Here is an 18,932-nt window from a genome sequence, read left to right on the forward strand (position 1 = left end):
TAGCCAGGGCAGGACTTTATCGGCGGAAGAGATTGGAAATGGATGCGATGAATTCGAACCAGCAGGAAGCGCCGGTGGCGCTTCGCCTGAACGACAAGGCGCCAGGTTTTGCCGCGCGCTCGACAGCCGGCGAAATCTCGCTTTCGAGCTATCGCGGGCGCTGGCTGTTGTTCTTCTCGCACCCGGCGGATTTTACCTCCGTCTGCACCAGCGAGTTCATCGCGCTCGCCAGGGCGCAGGAGAAGTTCGAGAAGTTGAACTGCGATCTGCTCGGGCTTTCGGTTGATAGCCTTTACGCTCACGTCGCGTGGCTCCGCGACATTGAGCGTAGCTTTGGCGTCAAGGTGCGCTTCCCGCTGATCGAGGATTCGGCGATGGTGGTCGCCGGAGCTTACGGCATGCTGGATGCCTCATCCGAGAACAGCGGTACGGTTCGCGCAACCTATGTGATTGACCCGGAAGGCGTCATCCGCGCCATCGTCTGGTATCCGATGAATGTCGGTCGTTCCGTCGAGGAACTGCTGCGTCTGGTCGAGGCCCTGCAGACGTCGCAGCGTGAATGCGCTCTGACACCCGAGGGCTGGCACCCCGGCGATGCGCTTGTCGAGCCTGCAGCTGCTACCGTGGACGATGCCGAGCAGATGGCCGACGGCCAGTCCTGGTATTACCGGGAGCGCCGCGCATGAACGATCCCACTCTTTCATTCGAGATGATGCAGGAAAAAGTGGTCGAGGCAGCCGACTTCATGCGCCTGTTCGGCACGCCAGGCCGACTGATGCTGCTGTGTCACATTACGCAGAAGGAGCGCTCCGTCGGCGAAATCCAGGAGGATCTGGACTTCAAGCAGCCAGCGCTCTCACAGCAACTGGCCGAGCTGCGACAGGCAGGAGTGGTCCAGACACGGCGCGAATCTCGCCAGGTTTATTACTCGATCGCCGACGACCGCGTCGCCGTCGTCATGAAGATGCTGATGCAAGTCTTCTGCGGCGCTGGTTCATCGCAAGTCCTTCCAATGTCGCAGGCTGTCTCTGCTCCTGGAGGAACCTCTCCGCCGGTATCGACCGGAGGGTTTCTCGGCGAGATGGCGCATTGGGCCCGGCTCGAACAGGCCGACTGAAAACCAGATCAACAATACCGGGCGAGGCGCCGGTCGAAAGGATGAGGCAGATGGTACAGGATTGGCAGGCTCTGATCGAAAATATGAATGGCGCCCTCAAGGATCTTCGCCAGGCTGGACCGGATGTCATGAAGTCTTTTTCTGATCTGTCTAAAGCCGCTCATTCCGGGACGGCGCTCGATCACAAGACCAAGGAACTCATCGCACTTGCCATCGGCGTCGCCACGCGTTGTGCACCCTGCATCGCCTATCATGCCGAGGGTGCAGCAAAAGCTGGCGCAAGCCGCGAAGAAATCGTCGAAACCATGGGTGTCTCTGTCTACATGGGAGCTGGTCCCTCGCTGATGTATGCCGCTCAGGCGCTCGAGGCCTTCACGCAGCTTTCGGGCGCTGCGCCCCACGCGGCGTGATCAGGACAATGTCCTATCCAATCGTCCAGTCGTTCTGGGACAAGCCGAAGGGAAGCTGCAATATGTCTTCCACAACCCGGATACGATGAAAGGTGCCTTCGTCGATCCGGCGCTCGGAGACGATGCTCCGGCATGCGCCGTCGATAAGCCCGCGCCGATGAAACCCTACTGTATGTGAAGGGATCGGCATCGAGATCATATGGATTCTCGACACTCATCCTGACGCCGACCATTCCTTGGCCGCGCCCTATCTAAGGTGAAGCTTGGTGCGCCGACTGCGATCGGTGAGCACATCGTCAAGATCCAGGCGCTGTGGCAGGATATCCACAATCTCGGGGCGAGTTTTCCGCCAATGGCTCCCAGTGGGACAGTCTGTTCAGAGATGGCGGAACCTCCGATGTCGGCAATATCCGGTGACCGTCCTCTTCCTACCTGCCAGAGAACAAGAGGCGACTTGGCCGGCGCAAGGGTTTGGTAGGCAATTAGCGGGCCGGTAGGAACGCAGACTTTCCGTGACAAAATGCGTATCAGCCGTAGCGGCCGGTGATATAATCTTGCGTGCGCTTGACCTTCGGCGACTGTAAGATCTGCGCGGCCAATCGCCATCATGACGTCGGAACTTGGTAGCATCCAAAACGCCAAGGGATCCTGGCAACTCTATTCTTCCAGCAAGGCGGCGCTCGACATGTTGATGAAGGGCTACACCGTTCAGCATGAGGAGGAGCGTCACACGTTGCTCCTTGTCGTTGCAGGCTGGGTCCGCACCGAAATGGGCGGCTCGGATGCCTTGCTTTCAATTGAAGAGAGCATCCCGCTCGTCGTCGATATGGTCGAGGCAAAAAGGGGTAAACCCGGCCTGCGCTACGTCGATCGCTTCAACGCGTCTCTGCCGTGGTGACATGACCTCGGCTGAACGAGACGCGGGCGACGGAATTCGTTCACGCCAACGCCTTCCCGATTGAGGCACCGCCATCGACATGCAGCGTCTGACCGGTGATGAATGCGGCGTCTTGCGACAGGAGGAAGGCGATCGCCGCGGCGATCTCTTCGGGTTTGCCAAAGCGGGCCATCGGAACAGCGGAGAGATAACGGGCCTCGCCGCCGCTTCCGGCCGGGTTGTTGGCCCTGAACAGCTCCGTTTCCGTTGGGCCTGGCGAAACTGCGTTGACCGTGATCCCTGTGGCAGCGAGTTCTAGTGCCCAGCTTCGGGTGAAGCTGACCAGTGCCGCCTTCGCGGCGGCATAACTGGTCCGCTGCACACTGCCGAGGACGGTGAGGCTGGAGATGTTGACGATCCGGCCCCAGCCGCGCGTGCGCATGCCAGGGAGTGCCGCCTGGGTCGCAACCAGAGCCGGATGCAGATTGACGCGCATCACTTCTTCGAGCGTCTCGACAGCGATATCGCCCAGCGGCTCTGCTCGCACAAGCCCGACATTGTTGACGATCCCGTCGATCTCGCTCGCGCGGACAATGGCCGTAAGTTCGTCGCCGGCTGCGCGGTCGGAAAGATCGAGAGGATGGAGACGGCCAGGGAAGCCATCGGTCGCATTGCGGGCGACGCCGATAACCTCGTGGCCCTGTTGGGCGAGACGGTTCGCCAGAGCAAGGCCGATGCCCTTGCTGGCGCCAGTAATTAAAAATCTTCTCTTCATGGGACAATCCTCGACCCCACCTCCGACGAGGCAGGGTGCTCTGGTGTGGATCGGATCAGGCGGCAGTACGGGTTGCTGCGCGGCGCAATGCCGGCAGCATGTCTTCCGGCTCGGGACGTCGGGTATAGTCCGGGTTCACTTCGGCGTAGAGGACCACGCCATCTTGGCAGATGACGTAGCGGGCAGGCATCGGCAGGGTCCAGCTCGGGTCGCCATTGAAGGCCGGAAGGTCGTTTTTCAGTGACTCGTAGAGATCGACCAAGTAGTCCTGCATCTCGAAGCGCAGGCCGAAGGCGGCGGCGACATCGTTTTGCGGGTCCGACAGGATCGGAAAGGTCAGATTGTTCTGGCGCACCGACTTGCGGCTGTTGACCGAGTTTTGCGGCGAGATGGCGACAAGCTTTGCGCCAAGCGCCTCGAACTGCGGCAGCGCTTCCTGCAAAGCCTGAAGCTCCATATTGCAATAGGGGCACCAGACGCCGCGATAGAAGCTGATCACCAGCGGGCCGTGTGCCAGGAGATCGGCAGACGAGACCGGATTGCCCTCGGGGTCGGAGAGTGAAAATTCCGGCAGCTTGTCGCCAGCCTTCAGCGCCTTCTGTGCCGCACCTGAGGCAATCAGCTCGGCGGTGGCGCGGCGCATCGTCTCGATCACCGAATAAGGTACGTTATAGGGCGGCTTGCCGGCTTCGAAATCAGCTTTGAAGGCGTCGAGCTTGGATTGCAGGGTCACGGTCATTCTCCTTGGATTGAGGTGAGTTTCGGTTTCGAGCATGCCGGACTTCGGGAACTGCCCTGAAGTCCGGAGATGAATGGGGGATTGCTCAGCCGTTGGCGGCCATGGAGCGGGCGACTTCCGCGGCGCTGATGCCTTCGAGCGCGAGGCCATAGCCTGTGTCCTGATCGATGATCCGCCGCAGCTTCTGGGTCAGGGCAATGCGGGTGTAGCTGGAGGTCAGCGGCGGAAGGGCGGCAATGCCCTCGGCAATCTCATGAGCACGGGCGAGCAATTTATCAGCCGGGACGATCTCGTTGACGACGCCCCAGTCCCTGGCGGTCGCCGCATCCAGCACTTGGCGGGTCAGGATGAAGTAGCGGCCGCGGATGCTTCCGATCACTTCCGGCCAAAGCAGGTTGACGCCGTCGCCGGGTACGATCCCAAAATCGAAATGCGGCTTGTCCTGGAAGACAGTCTCCGGCGTGGCAAGAATGATGTCTGTCAAAAGCGCATATTCCGAGTGCAGAAGGACCGGGCCATTGAGCGCCGTGATCATCGGCACCTCGATGTCGAGGATGTTCATCAGGACCTTGCGGCCCTCGCGAAAGATCTTGTCGTAGCCGCGGGGTGAAAAGAAATCGAAGCCGTCGGGGCTGATGGCGTCCATGAAGGCGTTGCCCGAGCCGGTCAGGATGACAACGCGGTTCTCGCTATCAGCGCCGATCTGGTGGAAGAGATCGACGAACTGCTCATGGGTGTGGCCATTGAAGACGAGCTTGCCGCCGTCGGTGTGCAGCGCGACCTCCAGCACACCGCTTGGCGAGCGGGTGAGGCGGGCGTTCGGAAAGCTGTTCTTGTAGGATTCAAATTTGGACATGGGTGTACTCCTGTGTGTCTGGTGGAATTGGTGGGTGGGGCGATCAGGCGACGGGCACAAGGGCTTCGGCCCTAGCAGTGGCCTGCTGGACGGCGGGGCGTGCAGCCACGGTTTCGAACCAGCGGGAAAGGTTTGGGTGGCCATCGAGGGTCAGGCCAGGAAATCGTATCCGCGACATCCAGCCGAAATGGGCGATGTCGGCAATCGTGAACTCCTCACCGGCCACGAAAGGCTGTGACGCGATCTTGGCGTCCAGCAGCCCGAGGAGTCGTTCGGCTTCGGTGGTGAAGCGGGCTTCGGCAATCGGCTGCGGTTCGGGCGACGAGCGTTTAAAAAAGCCAGCGTTGCCGAAGGCCGGGCTCAAGCCAGAAGCATGGAAGAAGAGCTGTTCGAAGACGCGGGCGCGGCCGATACCATCCTGCGGCAGGAGCTTGCCGGTCTTCTCGGCGAGGTAAACGAGGATCGCGGCGCTCTCGGTCAGAACGAAACCGCCATCAACCAGGACCGGCACCTTGCCGTTTGGGTTAAGAGCAAGAAACGCTTCGGTTTTCTGTTCACCCTTGCGAACGTTCACCGGCTTCAGCGTGTAAGGCAGCCCCATATCTTCAAGCGCGATCAGCACTTTGACGCTGTTCGGAGTGGCAAAGGCGTGGACTTCGATCATCGTTCATCTCCATCGGATCGTGTTCCGTTGGAGGCAGTTATGACCATTCCTCTCACCTTGCGGCAGGCGCGTCGAGGCGATAACGCTTATTCCGAAGGAGAATAGGCAATGGACAGACTACAGGCGATGACCGCCTTCGTGCGGGTGGTGGAGACGGGGTCGTTCTCAGCGGCGGCTCGCCAGATCGGCGTCGGCCAGCCGGCGATCTCGAAAACAATCGCGCAACTGGAGGATCGCCTGCAGGTCCGCCTTCTCATCCGCTCCACCCACGGCCTGACGCCGACCGATGCAGGCTTGCGTTTCTTTGAGCGGGCAAGAACAGCAATCCAGGAAGCCGACGAGGCGGAGCTGGAAGCAAAGGGCTCTGGCGCGGGCCTGTCGGGCCGCCTCCGGATCTGCGCAGCGACCACCTTTGCCAGGATCATGGTCCTGCCGCATCTGTCACAGTTCATGGACAGCCATCCGGATCTCGACGTCGACGTCGTCCTGGACGATCGCGTCATCGACCTCATATCCGAGGGTATAGACGTGGCGCTGAGAATGGGCGAGCTCGCCGATTCCTCTGCCGTAGCGAGGAGGCTCGCCACCGGTCGCCGCTCCGTGATGGCGACGCCCGCCTATCTCGAACGTCACGGCATGCCGCTCGTGCCGGCTGATCTCGCGGCCCACCAGGCCGTCGTCTATACCCAGCTTGGCAACAACTGGATCTTCAGCCGTGAGGGAACGGAAGCTTCCGTGGCCGTCACCGGCAGGGCCCGGTTCAGTGCCGCGGAAGGCATCCGAACCGCCGTCTTGTCGCATATGGGCCTGGCGGTTGCTTCCGACTGGATGTTTGCGCCGGAATTAGCCGACGGCACGGTGCGGCGCGTCCTGGAAGACTGGGAACTTCCAAGGATCGATCTTTGGGCTGTCTTCCCGACCGGCAGGTTGGCAAGTGCGAAAGCGCGTGCCTTCGCCGATTTCGCAGGATCAGTGGTTGTTGCGCAAAGCGCGTAGGATTGGCCGGCGTTGTCAACGCAACCTCTCATCTAAAGGGCGGAATCTCCTATCTCATCCAAAGATGAAGCCTGTCGAGACAAGCTCGACCGATACCGTTGTACCGGACGTCTCTCGTTAATTTGATCTGGCGGAAATTGTATGCGTTCGTCTAAGGCTCTACGCATTCTCCGGTCAAACGCTTACGGAGGAGCCTGCTGGTGATTAGATCCATTTTATTCTGGTGGTTGGCACTCGCTGCGATGTCGAGTCCCTCGCTCGCTGCGGTTCCTTGCGGCGGCTCCGTGGCCTGTCCGTTGAAGGACGGAGATTATCGGATCGAGTTGCCGAAAAATGGCGATATCCGGGGCGCCTACGTTTTCTTTCACGGCTACAAAAGTTCGGCCGAACTGCAAATGCAACAACGGCCTCTCGTCGATACGACCACGTCACATCATCTCGCTTTTGTGGCGGTAGACGGCATCAATGGGAACTGGTCGTTTCCAAACAGCGCCCGCCCGGGGAGAGACGAAAAGCAATTCATTGCCGATGTCCTCGAGGACCTGAGGCAACGCTACGGCTTCACGCCGGATAAAACGGTGATCGGGGGATTTTCCATCGGCGCCTCGATGGCTTGGTACACCGCTTGTCAGCAAGGGGAAAAGGCGGTTGCCTTGCTTACTTTCTCCGGGGTGTTCTGGGATCCCCTTCCAAAAGCCGAGGATTGTGTTGCAGAGGTTCCGCCCACCATCCATTTTCACGGTACGGCCGACCAGACCTTCCCACTTGCCGGACGCGCTCTTGGCGCGAATTTTCAGCAGGGAAATGCCTATGACAGCATGGCTATTCTGCGTGCGCGGGCAAAATGCGATGTGAAGGACGCCAAGACGATCACGCTCGACGGCATCAAGTGCGACGATGTTCCCGGCTGCATCCGGGGCGACAGCATCATGTGCATCCACAACGGCGGCCACGAAGCCCACGCCGACATGCTCGATGCGGGCCTGACGGCCATTGGCTTTCCAAGATGATCCTTTTCCCGAAAATTAGCTGAAGCTCCTTGTAACAACTGGCCGGAATCTTGCGAACTAGTCGGCAGCAAGGCCGTTCAGCCTGGCGAGATCTGACCGAGAGGTTCGGGCCCTGCGTTACAAAGGAACTTGATCATGCTTCATTCCGTCGTATGCCCCAGCATGGGCCACGCCATCGTCCATCACTTTGGAGACGGCGCGGCTGTCTGGGGACAGCTGATTACACCAAGCATTGCCCACCTCATTCAGTCCCATCGCGACTTTCCGATCGATTTTTCTCGCGTTCGTCCGGGCATCGTTTTCGAGGTTGAAACGGCTGGCGCGTTGCTGCCGCACGTGATCGATGCTTCGACGCTGCGAGTTCATGTCGGGGCAACTGCATTTCGCCATGCCGCGGGCAGGACGGATGCAACGGTTGAAGCCGTCGCTCGGATCGATGTTGGCGGTGACTGCACTCTGAAAGTTTGGGGGAAGGCGACAGCCGAGGAACCATCGCGGCAGGAGCAATCCCGCAGCCACGACCCGGCTTCCGCGACTCCGATTATTTTCACGGTGACATTCTGGGAGATCGCTCGGGCGACCGAAGCCCGCTTCGATCAGTTGCTGCGTGAATCGGCCGAGAAGGATCGTGAAATCCGGCAGCTTCGGGCTCAGGTCGCGCTTGCGATGTGCTCGCAATAGAATCTCTGCGCGGAACGCACGACTTCGTGAACACTGCGAGCGGTAACGTCTCGCCTGTCGCCTGCGTATTGAGAGCGTTCGTCTCAACTGCAAAGGAAAGACCATGACCTTCTTCGTCCAGCGTATTCTGCCGATGGCGGCGGCAGCCCTTCTTGCATTGTCTACTGCGTCGATCGCTTTCGCCGATGAGATCTACGCTACCAATGGCGCTGCCATCAACGGTTATGATGCGGTCGCGTATTTCACTGACCATAAGCCTGTGAAGGGAAGCCAAGAGTTTTCGACCTCCTACAAAGGCGCCACCTTCTACTTCGCGTCCGCCGCGCATCGTGATGCCTTCGCGAAAAACCCGGAACACTACGCACCACAATATGGCGGGTACTGCGCCTTCGGCACGGCTGAAGGCCACAAAGCGCCTACCCAGCCGCAGGCGTTTACCGTCGTCAATGACAAGCTCTATCTCAACTACAACGACGAGGTCGCAAAGACCTGGCGGTCGGATATTGGCGGCTACATCAAAAAGGCAAATGCCAATTGGGACGCTGTGAGGGCCCAACCCGCCCCCTGACTGGCGCCATTACCAAGCACTGCCCGTCCGTGTAAATGGGCGGGCGGAACATCGAAGCCATTTTAGGTCCAAGTCATCATTTCTGCACCTCGCATTTCCCATCGCCATCCCGACCGACTTCGCGATTGTCAAAGATCGATTGTCACTGATCTCAACAATCTGATCGATCGTGCGACCGCCATCGGCTGGAACAGGCGGGAAATCAATGTGGCCCTTGCCGAACTGTTGGATGCCGAACCTGAAGACGCAGATAGCTTGCTTCGCGCAATGGTCGACTATGCAGGCCAGCCGGCGCGGCATGTCGCGTAGCGGCCTGGCGCTTACAGGTTTTGCGATCTGCGAGCAAAGCATGCGCGTCCTGGCCATAGCCTTCTGGCGCGCTGAGCAAGATTCAGTAGTGCGGCGCGATCCGCAAGGCGCCCGTAGCGTGACAGAACACTTTGACGGTCACTGAGTTTGGCAGTTCTCCGAAAGCGATTACCTTATGATGCTGCGTTGTCCTCGCTGTCGCGCAGCAACTGCAGGATATCGTGGCGATCCTGGTCAACATGAGGGGGAGCCCGATCAAAGCGCACCGGCGTCGCCGACATTTTCAGAGGATTTCCAAGAAGCCGCAGAGGCCGTCCGTCTTGCGTCGGCATCTCTACCACCATCTCGCGCGCCAGTGTGTGCGGATTGGAAACGACCTGATCGATCGTTGCCACTCGACCGGCGGGTATTTCGGCTGCAATGAGCCGCTGCTCCCAGTTTTCTGCCGTGTCGGCGCGCAGGGCGGTGGTCACCATTCCATCCAGTGCATCGATGTTGATGACCCTTTCGCGGTTGCGGGCGAAACGTTCGTCGCCGGCAAGCTCCGGCATGCCGATGGCTTGGCAGAAACGGACAAACTGCTGATCGTTTCCGACTGCAATTGCGATTTCGCCGTCAGCCGTTGCGAAAGTCTGATACGGCGCGATGTTCGGATGCCTGTTGCCGATCCGTACGGGTATCTTGCCGGACACAAGATGGTTCGTTGCGGCGTTGATCAGCCAGGCGACCTGCGCGTCGTAAAGGGCGAGGTCGATGTATTGGCCCTCTCCGGTGTGATCGCGATGGCGAAGGGCCGCCAGGATGCCGACAGTTGCATACATGCCACACATCACATCCGCGATCCCGAGACCGACCTTGACCGGCCGGCCGCCATTGGCGTCGCTGTCGCCCGTGATGCTCATGATCCCGCCCATCGCCTGGATCAGGAAATCATAGCCCGTGCGATCGGCATAAGGCCCCGTCTGGCCGAAGCCGGAAATCGCGCACCAGACGATATCCGGCTTGACCTTCTTAATGTCCTCGTAGCCGAGGCCGCGTCGGGCAAGATCCCCCGGCTTGTAATTCTCGATGACGACATCGGAAATCGCCGCCAGCCGTTTGACGAGGGCCACCCCCTCATCGGTCGCAAGATCGATCGCGATCGACTGCTTGTTGCGGTTGGCAGACAGGAAGTAGGCGCTGAGATCGCTGTCGCTGCCATCCGCATTCGGGACGAAGGGTGGCCCCCACCCGCGGGTATCGTCACCGGCGCCCGGCCGTTCGACCTTGATGACATCAGCGCCGAGATCGGCGAGAAGCTGTGCTGCCGTCGGCCCGGCAAGGATGCGCGAGAGGTCGAGGATGCGCAAACCTTCGAGGCTGGCGGGTTTTTGATGATTGGGCATCGATGCCTCACGATTTCCAGGGAGACGCTTTGAACCAACGGACGAGATAGGCGGTGCCGATCAGAGTCGCGAAGCCAAACAGGTTGCCGATGACTTCGGCGCCGCTCGTGCGGCCGGCGTGATCAAGTGCGATACCGATCGGTTGGGCGATGACCATGCCGGTGATGAAGACGGCGAGCGATTGCTGCCCGACAACGGTCAACACACGTACGACCGGACCGCGCAGACGGGATCCCTTTTCTCCAACCAAGTGGACGGCGATATAGCAAAGCGCCATGAAATGAACGAAGCGAAGGATGCCGAAATCTGATTTATCGGTCAACGGAGCGATCCGCGCTGCGGCCATCTGGAAAAAGGGGTGAACTTCCTGGAAACGGACCCACGCGAAAGGCACCGTCGCAATCACGAGGACAATCGCAAGCGCCATCAGGCGGAGGTCGTAGTCCGGTGCCGGCAGATTTCCTCGCATGAGAAAGAAACCGGTGAAGAAGAGAAACTGCCAGCCGAACGGATCGAAGAACCAGGGGCGGTCCGACCAAGGTTCGGCCGGCAGGTGAGTCAGGCCAAACTGTGTGGCAATCCACAGAACGATCATCAGCAGAAACGGCAAGTATCGGTTGGCTTTCGAAGCGAAGATCATGACTGGCATCAGCGCCAGGATGACGATGTACATCGGCAGGATATCGAAATAATTCGGCACGTAAGTCAGCGTCAGCAAGCCGACCAGCAGATGGCCAGGATCCTTCATGAACGGTACCAGATTCAGACTGTCGACATAGGTGACGCCGTCATAGCGCGTTCCGGCGACCACCATGATGGCGGCAACCACGATGAAGACGGCAATATGCGCCCAGAAGATCTGCCAGATACGTTGGGCGACGCGGGCAATCAGCGCGATGGCGCCGTTGCGGTCAAAGGTCGAGCCGAATGCGATGGCTGAGGCCATGCCGGATTGAAAGACGAACATCTCCGTGGCGTCCGAGAAGCCGAAGCGTGCAGGGATCCAAAGCGCCCAGCCGTCGCTCGGTATATGCGCAAGCAGGATGATCAGCATGCCGACGCCACGGAAGAAGTCGAGGCGTGAGTCGCGGGGACGCTTTGTCTTTTGCCCGGCTGGCGCTATCGCCGGTGTGGCATCAGAAGGCGCCGTCGTAGGCGCTGGCATCGAATCTGCAGGCGATGAGGCTGAAACTCTTGCGTCTGCCGGCAGCTTCAAGCTCCTTACGGAAGTCATCGATCGTCTCCACATTCACGCCATAGCCACCGAACCCAAATGCGACGGCAGCAAAATCTGTTTCACCGAGGGCGACCCCCGCTGGGGCGAGGCCGGCGGATGCCTGTTTCATCGCGATCAGCGCCAGGCTGCGATCCTGAAACAGGACGATCGTCACCGGCAGGTTAAGATCGCGAAGGGTTGCAAGTTCGCCGATGCCCATCTCCAGGCCACCGTCCCCCATGACTGCAAAGACCCGTCGCGTGGGATCGGCGACCTTGGCACCGATCGCCAACGGCAGTGCTGCGTTCATCGTGCAGAAGCCTGCCGACTGCAGGAGGGAGAGTGGTGTTTTGGCCGACCATTTTTGCGAGAGCAGAATACGGTGAGCACCGCTGTCGACCGTGACCAGACCGTCTGTCCCGGCTGCTTCATTCAGGTGATCGACAATGGCGTGCGGACCCCAGGCGTCCTTCGTCGAAAAAACGCGATCGAGCGCCGCTTTCGCCTCGGCAGGCTCACCGCCCGTCCAGCCTTTTCGCTCGACGAGCGAATCGTTGAGCGCCTGCAACATGCTTCTCGTTTCCGCCGAAATCCACATGCCGGCGTGATGCATGCCGTGGTCGGGAAGAGTTCTGGAAATATCGACGAGCTTCGTCTGGTCGGACACGAAATCCAGCCAACCGAGCCGCATCTCGATCGGATCGTAGCCGAATGCAAGCACCAGATCCGCTTTCTCGATGAGAGGAAGAAGGATTTTATCCGCAAGCGGTGATAGTCCGGCGCCGCCGAGAGCCAACGGATGGTCTTCGGGGATGATTCCCTTGGCCTTGTAGGTCGTGATGACAGGTGCTCCGATCGTCTCCGCCAGATGTTGTATTGCAGGGCCGGCCTGGCTGCGCGCAGTTTCAAGTCCGACAAGAAGCACGGGACGGTCCGCCCTACGAACTCGCTCTGCAAGGAGGCGAACACCGGGGTCCGTGACGGAAGCAGGGGTGATGAACCGTTTTGGAGCCTCGGGGATGAACGCGCTGGGGCTCAAGCTTGCAGCAACCGCGGGTGAGAGGTCCAGGTGCACCGGCCCCATGGGTTGCGTCGTTGCGATCGCCAAGGCGCGCGCCACAGTGGAGGCCGCACTTTCCGGCTCGATTTCGAAAGAGGCCTTGACGAGCGGGCGCAGAAGCTGGGCGTGATCGATCACCTGATGCGTATAGCGAGCCCGTGTCCCTCGATCGACGATACCGGAAATAACGACCAGCGGAACACGCTCCTGAACGGCGTCGGCAATTCCGTTGACTGCATTCGCAAGACCCGGCCCAACCGTCGTCACCAGAAGCTCGGGATTGCCGCTGATCGTGCTGGCGCCCGCTGCCATGATGGCGGCAGACGTCTCGTGGCGTGTCAGGTTGAACGTTATTCCCGCCGCCTGCAGAGCGTCGATCAGTGTGACGACTTCACCACCAGGCACGCCGAATGCGTGACGGACCTGATGTGCACGGAGGGTCTTGGCAACGATATCGGCGACGCGATCCGGAGGTCTGGATTGAGACATTACAAACGAGCCACCTTGTAGGGGTTATTCAAAAACGAGAAACCTGCCCGGCGGATGGTATGACCGGGCAGGTCTCCTCCACGACACCTTCAGCGTTCCGTCAGGCGCACGACGAACGCGACGACGGTACCGAACAGGACGTGACCGATAAGCGAGGCCCAGGTCAGGGTGATGAAGCCGAGAAATGGCGGCAGTCCCGCGAACAAATGAGCCATCACATAAAGAGCAAACACCCACAGGCCGACGCCAAAGCCGATGCCCGTCAAAAGCAGCGGTAGCTTCGGTAATATCAATCTCTGCAGCGGCCGGGCGATAAAGAGATAGCCGATCGGATAGAAGATAATACCGACGATGGCATGAATGGCCTCGGCAGCCAGCAGATTGTTGAAACCGAAGACGGACTGCACGAGAGCTGCAGGTTCCAGCGGTCCACCGACCCAAAGCGGTGTGATGACGCGCGCCCAGATCTCCCAGGTGATGTCCGCGGCGAGGCCCGCCAGCACGATCGTGCGCGCCAGGCTTGGCTGGATCTCCGGGAAAATTGCCGGCTTTTGCATTGCCATCATAGTCATGACTTTTCTCCTATTTGGGGATGATCTCAGGCCGACAGGCTGACGCCGACCGACTGCTCGATGGACTGGAAGAGACGGTCGTCCGCCTTGAGGCGTTGGCGGATCTGCCCGATGCGCGAGACTGCAGCGTTGTCGCCGCTGCGTCCGACGGCTTTGGCAAGGGCAAGCACGAAAAAGTCTCGTTGCGCATTGCTGCCGCCGATCTTCGGCAGATTGGCCACCATGCGATCAATCATTCGTTGGTCGGCGGGCGCGTCGAGCCCGGCCAGTACGCGCGCCATCGGCACGCCAATCTCGGCCGCAACACGCGCCTGATCATCCATGCCAAGTGCTTTGGCGTCGATTTGAGCAACGAGTTCGGCGACACCCCGGCGATCGTCGATTGCGACCATGGCCGCTAGATTGTGCAGAGCGGCGAAGATCAACGTGGTATCGGCCCTTCGCCGATTGGCAATTTCGGCAGCGTCCATCCAGCGGCTGCCAACATGGATCCCGGATTGCTGCATGCGCCAGAGGAGCGAAACGGCGTTGGCCATGTCGCGGAAATCGTCGGTCTGCTGAGGCCGCACCTCGTCGTCGTAGATTTGCAGGACACGATCATGATCGCCGCGCTCTAGATGCAATAGAGCCAGATGCCAGGCCATGTGGAACGAGAAGTTGTTGCAGCGCGACCAGGCCTTTCGGCTTCTTTCGAGCCAATCGATCCCCTCTTGCGTATCGCCACGCATTTCGAAGACATGTGAGACCGCATGAAGCCCCCAGGAATCATCTGGCTGCAGCGCCACGGCGCGTTGCCCGACGTCGAGCGCCTCCTGATAACGGCCATGTTCTTCCAGAGAAAAGGCATGGCAGCCGAGAATAAAACCGGCGCCACTGCTCTTGAGGTCGAGGCTCCCGACTGCTCTCGTACTCGCGCTCAACATGCCGCCCGCATCGCCCAACATGAAGCGCAGGGCTTGCGAGATCTTGAACGGCAGGAAGACAGTTGGACGATCTTCGAAACCGTAGTCGAGGAGGTCGGCAGCCCGGGAGAAGGAGCCGTCGACAGCGGCCTCAAGCGCCTTGACGAGAAGACGCTCGTCGCCCGTACCGCCACTTTTCGCGGCCAAAGCCACGCGCGCATCTTTCAACGCGTCAGTGGCAGGCGTCACCGTTTCCGAGCGCGCCAGGATCAAGTTCGCAAAGCCCTTCAATGCGTGACCGGCAACGTGATGCGGATCGGCCGCAAGCGTCATCTGCAGTGCTGGACCTGTGTTCGGGCGATGGGTTGCCACACCGAAGACTGCGCCCTCGAATGCCCGTTGCGCCTCGTTGCTGTCCGTGCTGGTTGTGAGACCATATGCATCGCGTTTCATCTACTTTGCTCCTTGGCGAGAGCCCTTCATCTCGATGGCTTCGATCTGAAATTCGGGTCTGACAAAGGCCTGTACGATTGCGCGACCGGGTTCGTTACAGGGAGCCGACAGATTTTTTCGCGGACGCAGCAAATTTCGCCCGTTGCGCAATGACACTGAACAAATTTCAAAACATCTGTAACAAAACGATGATGCGATCCGTATGACGCGGCAGACACAATGTTGATCAGCCGATTGGAAGGGACGTCGCCATGAATGAGGAAGCGAGAAACAAGATTGTCGTGATGGTGACAGGCGCAGCCGGCAATCTCGGTGGCGCGGTTGTGGCCGAGTTACTTGATAACGGCGCGAAAGTCGCAGCTGTCGAACGACACCTCCCGGATCAGGAACGACGGGCGGGCTGGCAAAGAGGCGAAATCCTGGATCTCGACGGCATCGATCTAACGGATCTTTCCGCCTGTCAGCACGCCGTTCAACGGACGCTTGATGTGTTTGGTCGACTCGATGCGCTGGTCAACACGGTTGGGGGCTTCCAGACCGGCCCGGTCGAGGAATTGGGCCTCAATCAATGGGACCAGATGTTCCAGATGAATGCCCGGACCGCTTATGTGATCAGCGCCGCAGTCCTGAAGCCAATGCGGGACGCAAAATATGGCCGTATCGTTCACATTGCAGCTGCACCCGGATTGAAGGCTGGCGCCAATCAGGCAGCCTATGCCGCATCGAAGGGGGCTGTCATCCGGCTCACGGAGGCAATCGCCGCAGAGAATCGCGAGAAGCACATCACCGCCAATTGCATCCTGCCCGGCACGATCGATACGCCGCAAAACCGGGCGGCGATGCCGAACGCCAAGACGGACGGTTGGGTTCACCCAGCCGATATCGCCAAGCTTATCGGGTTTCTTGTGTCGCCGGCAGGAGGCGTCGTCACGGGCGCCGCGATTCCCGCAACGGGCCGCATGTGAGCGGCTTATGTTCGATCCGTCCGATCCGATTTCCGCAGGGCTGATGTTATGGGCCGGCATCGGACTTATCGTTGCCGCTGCGTTCCTGCTTTATGGCTTCGACAAGGTCGATCCGGGTGCACATGATGCCTATGCGGTGAGGCCTCTACTCATTCCAGGCCTCGTCCTCCTTTGGCCGGTCGTCATCTGGCGCTGGCTGAGCCTTGCGAAGGGAGGACAGTAACATGCAGCGCCGCCATCGTCGCGCCCATACGGCGATTTGGACCGGACTTGCAGTCGCTCTGCCGCTGTTGCTGGCCATCATCTTTGCAAGCGCTCCGAAACTGCCGGTGGACGCACCGGCAATCCGTCTCGACGGCAAGGTCGCTGGAGGAGGGCACCCGTGAGCGTATCCTACAAGCCGGTCATCTGGAACCGGACCAAAATGATCTACGATGGCGTCCTGCTTGCCGGGATCGTCGTCTACATTCTCATCTTCCTGAAAGCTGGTCCACTTCTCTCGCCGGCGTTGCGCGAGGTCGATCTTCCAACACAGCGCATGCGGGCTTTCGGTTCGCTAGCTCTCTTGATGCTGACGATCGTGCTCGCGATCGGACCGCTCGCCCGCATCGATACACGCTTCATTCCACTGCTCTACAACAGGCGCCACTTCGGCGTGATGACCTTCATCGTTGCCGCGACGCATGCCCATTACGTGCTGGGCTGGTATTTTTCCTACAGCCCGACCCCGCAACTGACGGCACTGTTCACCAGCAACACCAGTTTCACAAGTGTCGCAGGCTTTCCCTTCGAGCTTTTTGGCGTTTTTGCGCTTGTCATTCTGGCTATTCTCGCGGTGACCAGCCACGACTTCTGGCTCTCCTTTCTGACGCCGCCCCTGTGGAAGGCGATCCACATGAGTGTCTATTTCGCCTATGCCGCGATCATCCTGCATGTGGCGCTTGGGGCGCTGCTCGATCGCCACGATCTCGCCCTTGGGCTGCTCCTGGTCGGCGGCTTGGCGCTGCTCTCAACACTGCATCTGATCGCCGGGCACCGTGAGGTTGGGGCAGATGCCGCCGCTTCGGCCAGGGCGCCGGAGGAGCCCTGGATCGTTGTCGGCAATCTCTCCGAGATTGCCGAGGGCAGGGCGATCATCGGCGCTTCTCCGGGCGGCGAGCGCATCGCCGTCTTTCGCTCCAAGGGTGGCCTGTCGGCCGTGTCGAATGTGTGCTCACACCAGAACGGACCGATCGGTGAAGGCAAGGTCGTTCTCGGTTTCATTACCTGCCCATGGCACGGTTATCAATATCGCCCCGAAGACGGCTGTTCGCCACCGCCGTTCCGGGAACGCATCTGCAAATATCGCATCCGGCTGCAAGGCTCGGAAGTCCTTGTCGATCCAGAACCGTTGCCGCTGGGGACGAAACTCGATCCTGTTCAAATCCCGGCCGAATTCCTATCCTCCACCTCCAACAAAGAGCGGACAACCTAATGTTGAAACCCGCCGAACGTGGCTTCTTCGTTGGATATTTCAAGAAGGTGCCGGCCGATGTCAGGGCGCTGATGATCGGCTTCATTGTGTTCTTCGTCGCCGGTATGGCCTCAGCTTCCGTCCTGTTGTCCATCAATACGGAAAGCCCCGGAGCGGGAAGGTATGCCGACGAATTGCATGGTGAACATCTGATCGGAACGATGGAAACAAGTCCTTATCCAATCCTTCGTGTGCCGGCGACCGGATCGAGACCTGCACGTGCCATCATGCTAGCGGGATCGGGCAAGTTCGGCGTTGACGACAGGGCATTGCCTCTGGCCGGGAAAGCCGCGCAAGTGGGAGGCGTCTTCGTCAAGCGCGGAGACCTGGAAATGCTGTTGATCGGGGGAGGCGACGATCTAAGGGCTGCCGAACCGCAGGCGGTCGCGTTGCCCGATCCCTCCCCGTCAAAAAACCTTGGCAGGTGGCGGCTGACCGGCGAGATCTGCGATGGGAAGTGCGGCGGCGGGGCGATGAAGCCCGGCACCGGCCTTGCTCATAAGGCCTGCGCCAATCTCTGCATCAACGGCGGTGTTCCACCCGTCTTTGTTTCGACCGCGCCTGTCGAGGGCCATATTTTCTTTTTGCTCTCCTCTACGAACGGCGGGCCGATGCCGGAAGGCCTTCTCGACAAAACGGGCGTTCCCGTTGTCCTTGAGGGTGCGATCGAGCGACGCGACGATTTGCTGATCTTCAAGGTGGATGGATTCGTCAATGGAGCGGGCGCGTGAGTGATGAGAGGAACTTGGACCCCAAGCGTCGTTTCATCGGACTTGCCGCCATGGCTCTTTCGATAGGTCTGATCGTGATGTTATGGAGCTATGGCCTGGATTATCTTAACGGCACACCGCTTGAAGAACTGCGGTATGTGATCTTTGCGGTCGTCACCGTCGGCCTGCTGTCCGGCCTGCAAAGCATCTTCTCCCGATTCACGCGTTGAGCAGCCAATCCCAGCAACAGGTCGCCGGCAGGCCATGGTAATACCTGCGCGATGCTGCGATTGGTCGCCGGCATTTGTGCCCCCTGATGTAACAATATCGCCGATTTGCACGAATTTGATGTGAGGATCGCCAAACAGCGATTCTCGTCGCAGTCTACGTGGCGTGGATGACGAAAAACACCAGGAACGAGTCATGGAAGAAAAAGGCCAACCCACGAAAGAAGTGGACGAAGACCATATCCGCCATCGCGCCGATATGCTTTGGCTGGAGGACGGCCAGCCGGACGGCAAGGCCGAAGAGCACTGACATCAGGCGCGTGCTGTTACGGAGGAAGAGTGCGATATGTCCACGCGTACAGCAAAGCCTATCCGCAAAAGAAAATGATATGGTCCGATTTCAGGGCAAGATCGGGCCTCGATTTTCTTTTTGGGTAA

At 59.7% G+C, this 18,932-nt stretch carries 24 protein-coding genes; 15 read left to right on the plus strand and 9 right to left on the minus strand.

The genetic code is table 11. The features are described 5' to 3' along the window. Positions 1 to 38: 38 nt before the first annotated feature. From ACK9YZ_RS31965 to ACK9YZ_RS31980, 4 genes are all read left to right on the plus strand, one after another. A complete protein-coding gene (locus tag ACK9YZ_RS31965) occupies positions 39 to 686 on the plus strand; it encodes a peroxiredoxin (protein WP_416067471.1) in 648 nt (215 codons plus the stop codon). Beyond that, positions 683 to 1,117: an ArsR/SmtB family transcription factor gene (locus ACK9YZ_RS31970; protein WP_416067472.1), complete on the plus strand. Its 435-nt coding sequence runs from the start codon at positions 683 to 685 to the stop codon at positions 1,115 to 1,117. Before ACK9YZ_RS31965 ends, ACK9YZ_RS31970 begins: the two co-directional genes overlap by 4 nt. Positions 1,118 to 1,167: 50 nt before the next feature. Beyond that, complete coding sequence (locus ACK9YZ_RS31975) at positions 1,168 to 1,527, plus strand: carboxymuconolactone decarboxylase family protein (protein ID WP_416067473.1); 360 nt, start codon at positions 1,168 to 1,170, stop codon at positions 1,525 to 1,527. 607 nt (positions 1,528 to 2,134) lie between these two features. Next, positions 2,135 to 2,425: a hypothetical protein gene (locus ACK9YZ_RS31980; RefSeq protein ID WP_416067474.1), complete on the plus strand. Its 291-nt coding sequence runs from the start codon at positions 2,135 to 2,137 to the stop codon at positions 2,423 to 2,425. Between the two features lie 40 nt (positions 2,426 to 2,465). Here ACK9YZ_RS31980 and ACK9YZ_RS31985 read toward each other — a convergent pair whose 3' ends face one another. From ACK9YZ_RS31985 to ACK9YZ_RS32000, 4 genes are all read right to left on the minus strand, one after another. Continuing rightward, positions 2,466 to 3,179, minus strand: coding sequence for an SDR family oxidoreductase (locus ACK9YZ_RS31985; protein WP_416067475.1), 714 nt, complete (start codon positions 3,177 to 3,179; stop codon positions 2,466 to 2,468). A gap of 55 nt (positions 3,180 to 3,234) precedes the next feature. Beyond that, the gene (locus tag ACK9YZ_RS31990) at positions 3,235 to 3,912 is read right to left on the minus strand and encodes a peroxiredoxin-like family protein (protein WP_416067476.1); all 678 of its coding nucleotides are present in this window, start codon (positions 3,910 to 3,912) and stop codon (positions 3,235 to 3,237) included. Positions 3,913 to 4,003: 91 nt separating this feature from the next. After that, positions 4,004 to 4,774, minus strand: coding sequence for an enoyl-CoA hydratase/isomerase family protein (locus tag ACK9YZ_RS31995; RefSeq protein ID WP_416067477.1), 771 nt, complete (start codon positions 4,772 to 4,774; stop codon positions 4,004 to 4,006). A gap of 43 nt (positions 4,775 to 4,817) precedes the next feature. Further along, positions 4,818 to 5,438: a glutathione S-transferase family protein gene (locus ACK9YZ_RS32000; RefSeq protein ID WP_416067478.1), complete on the minus strand. Its 621-nt coding sequence runs from the start codon at positions 5,436 to 5,438 to the stop codon at positions 4,818 to 4,820. A 108-nt stretch (positions 5,439 to 5,546) separates the two neighbouring features. Between ACK9YZ_RS32000 and ACK9YZ_RS32005 the strand changes: the two genes are divergently transcribed. The 4 genes from ACK9YZ_RS32005 (at position 5,547) to ACK9YZ_RS32020 (ending at position 8,693) form a co-directional block, all read left to right on the plus strand. Then, positions 5,547 to 6,434, plus strand: a complete 888-nt coding sequence (locus ACK9YZ_RS32005) for a LysR family transcriptional regulator (protein ID WP_416067479.1) — start codon at positions 5,547 to 5,549, stop codon at positions 6,432 to 6,434. A 200-nt stretch (positions 6,435 to 6,634) separates the two neighbouring features. Further along, positions 6,635 to 7,444 (plus strand): alpha/beta hydrolase family esterase, encoded by an 810-nt coding sequence (locus ACK9YZ_RS32010; protein WP_416067480.1) that lies wholly within the window; start codon positions 6,635 to 6,637, stop codon positions 7,442 to 7,444. Positions 7,445 to 7,606: 162 nt separating this feature from the next. Continuing rightward, positions 7,607 to 8,125, plus strand: coding sequence for a hypothetical protein (locus ACK9YZ_RS32015; protein WP_416067481.1), 519 nt, complete (start codon positions 7,607 to 7,609; stop codon positions 8,123 to 8,125). A 103-nt stretch (positions 8,126 to 8,228) separates the two neighbouring features. Continuing rightward, positions 8,229 to 8,693 (plus strand): YHS domain-containing (seleno)protein, encoded by a 465-nt coding sequence (locus ACK9YZ_RS32020; RefSeq protein ID WP_416067482.1) that lies wholly within the window; start codon positions 8,229 to 8,231, stop codon positions 8,691 to 8,693. Positions 8,694 to 9,175: 482 nt separating this feature from the next. Here ACK9YZ_RS32020 and ACK9YZ_RS32025 read toward each other — a convergent pair whose 3' ends face one another. The 5 genes from ACK9YZ_RS32025 to ACK9YZ_RS32045 form a co-directional block, all read right to left on the minus strand. Continuing rightward, the gene (locus ACK9YZ_RS32025; RefSeq protein WP_416067483.1) at positions 9,176 to 10,387 is read right to left on the minus strand and encodes a CaiB/BaiF CoA transferase family protein; all 1,212 of its coding nucleotides are present in this window, start codon (positions 10,385 to 10,387) and stop codon (positions 9,176 to 9,178) included. A 7-nt stretch (positions 10,388 to 10,394) separates the two neighbouring features. After that, entirely contained in the window at positions 10,395 to 11,552 is a 1,158-nt protein-coding gene (locus tag ACK9YZ_RS32030; RefSeq protein WP_416067484.1) for an OpgC family protein, read from the minus strand. After that, positions 11,524 to 13,152: a thiamine pyrophosphate-binding protein gene (locus ACK9YZ_RS32035; protein ID WP_416067485.1), complete on the minus strand. Its 1,629-nt coding sequence runs from the start codon at positions 13,150 to 13,152 to the stop codon at positions 11,524 to 11,526. The genes ACK9YZ_RS32030 and ACK9YZ_RS32035 overlap by 29 nt, the downstream gene beginning before the upstream one ends. A gap of 89 nt (positions 13,153 to 13,241) precedes the next feature. Then, positions 13,242 to 13,724 carry a hypothetical protein gene (locus ACK9YZ_RS32040; RefSeq protein WP_416067486.1) on the minus strand — a complete coding sequence of 161 codons (483 nt, stop codon included), beginning with the start codon at positions 13,722 to 13,724 and terminating at the stop codon, positions 13,242 to 13,244. Between the two features lie 26 nt (positions 13,725 to 13,750). Further along, on the minus strand, positions 13,751 to 15,079 hold the full coding sequence (locus ACK9YZ_RS32045; RefSeq protein WP_416067487.1) for a tetratricopeptide repeat protein: 1,329 nt from the start codon (positions 15,077 to 15,079) through the stop codon (positions 13,751 to 13,753). Between the two features lie 251 nt (positions 15,080 to 15,330). On the opposite strand from ACK9YZ_RS32045, the gene ACK9YZ_RS32050 reads away from it, so the two are divergent. The 7 genes from ACK9YZ_RS32050 (at position 15,331) to ACK9YZ_RS32080 (ending at position 18,804) form a co-directional block, all read left to right on the plus strand. Further along, a complete protein-coding gene (locus ACK9YZ_RS32050; protein ID WP_416067488.1) occupies positions 15,331 to 16,044 on the plus strand; it encodes an SDR family NAD(P)-dependent oxidoreductase in 714 nt (237 codons plus the stop codon). Between the two features lie 7 nt (positions 16,045 to 16,051). Then, complete coding sequence (locus tag ACK9YZ_RS32055; protein ID WP_416067489.1) at positions 16,052 to 16,267, plus strand: hypothetical protein; 216 nt, start codon at positions 16,052 to 16,054, stop codon at positions 16,265 to 16,267. A gap of 1 nt (position 16,268) precedes the next feature. Beyond that, a complete protein-coding gene (locus ACK9YZ_RS32060) occupies positions 16,269 to 16,430 on the plus strand; it encodes a hypothetical protein (protein ID WP_416067490.1) in 162 nt (53 codons plus the stop codon). Beyond that, entirely contained in the window at positions 16,427 to 17,518 is a 1,092-nt protein-coding gene (locus ACK9YZ_RS32065; RefSeq protein ID WP_416067491.1) for a Rieske 2Fe-2S domain-containing protein, read from the plus strand. Before ACK9YZ_RS32060 ends, ACK9YZ_RS32065 begins: the two co-directional genes overlap by 4 nt. Continuing rightward, positions 17,518 to 18,288, plus strand: coding sequence for a hypothetical protein (locus ACK9YZ_RS32070; RefSeq protein ID WP_416067492.1), 771 nt, complete (start codon positions 17,518 to 17,520; stop codon positions 18,286 to 18,288). Before ACK9YZ_RS32065 ends, ACK9YZ_RS32070 begins: the two co-directional genes overlap by 1 nt. Before the next feature lie 14 nt (positions 18,289 to 18,302). Beyond that, positions 18,303 to 18,497 (plus strand): hypothetical protein, encoded by a 195-nt coding sequence (locus ACK9YZ_RS32075; protein ID WP_416067493.1) that lies wholly within the window; start codon positions 18,303 to 18,305, stop codon positions 18,495 to 18,497. Positions 18,498 to 18,690: 193 nt separating this feature from the next. Continuing rightward, positions 18,691 to 18,804: a DUF2934 domain-containing protein gene (locus tag ACK9YZ_RS32080; RefSeq protein ID WP_416067494.1), complete on the plus strand. Its 114-nt coding sequence runs from the start codon at positions 18,691 to 18,693 to the stop codon at positions 18,802 to 18,804. Positions 18,805 to 18,932: the final 128 nt, after the last annotated feature.

This window comes from Rhizobium sp. ZK1 (assembly GCF_047782645.1).
Classification (GTDB): Bacteria; Pseudomonadota; Alphaproteobacteria; order Rhizobiales; family Rhizobiaceae; genus Rhizobium.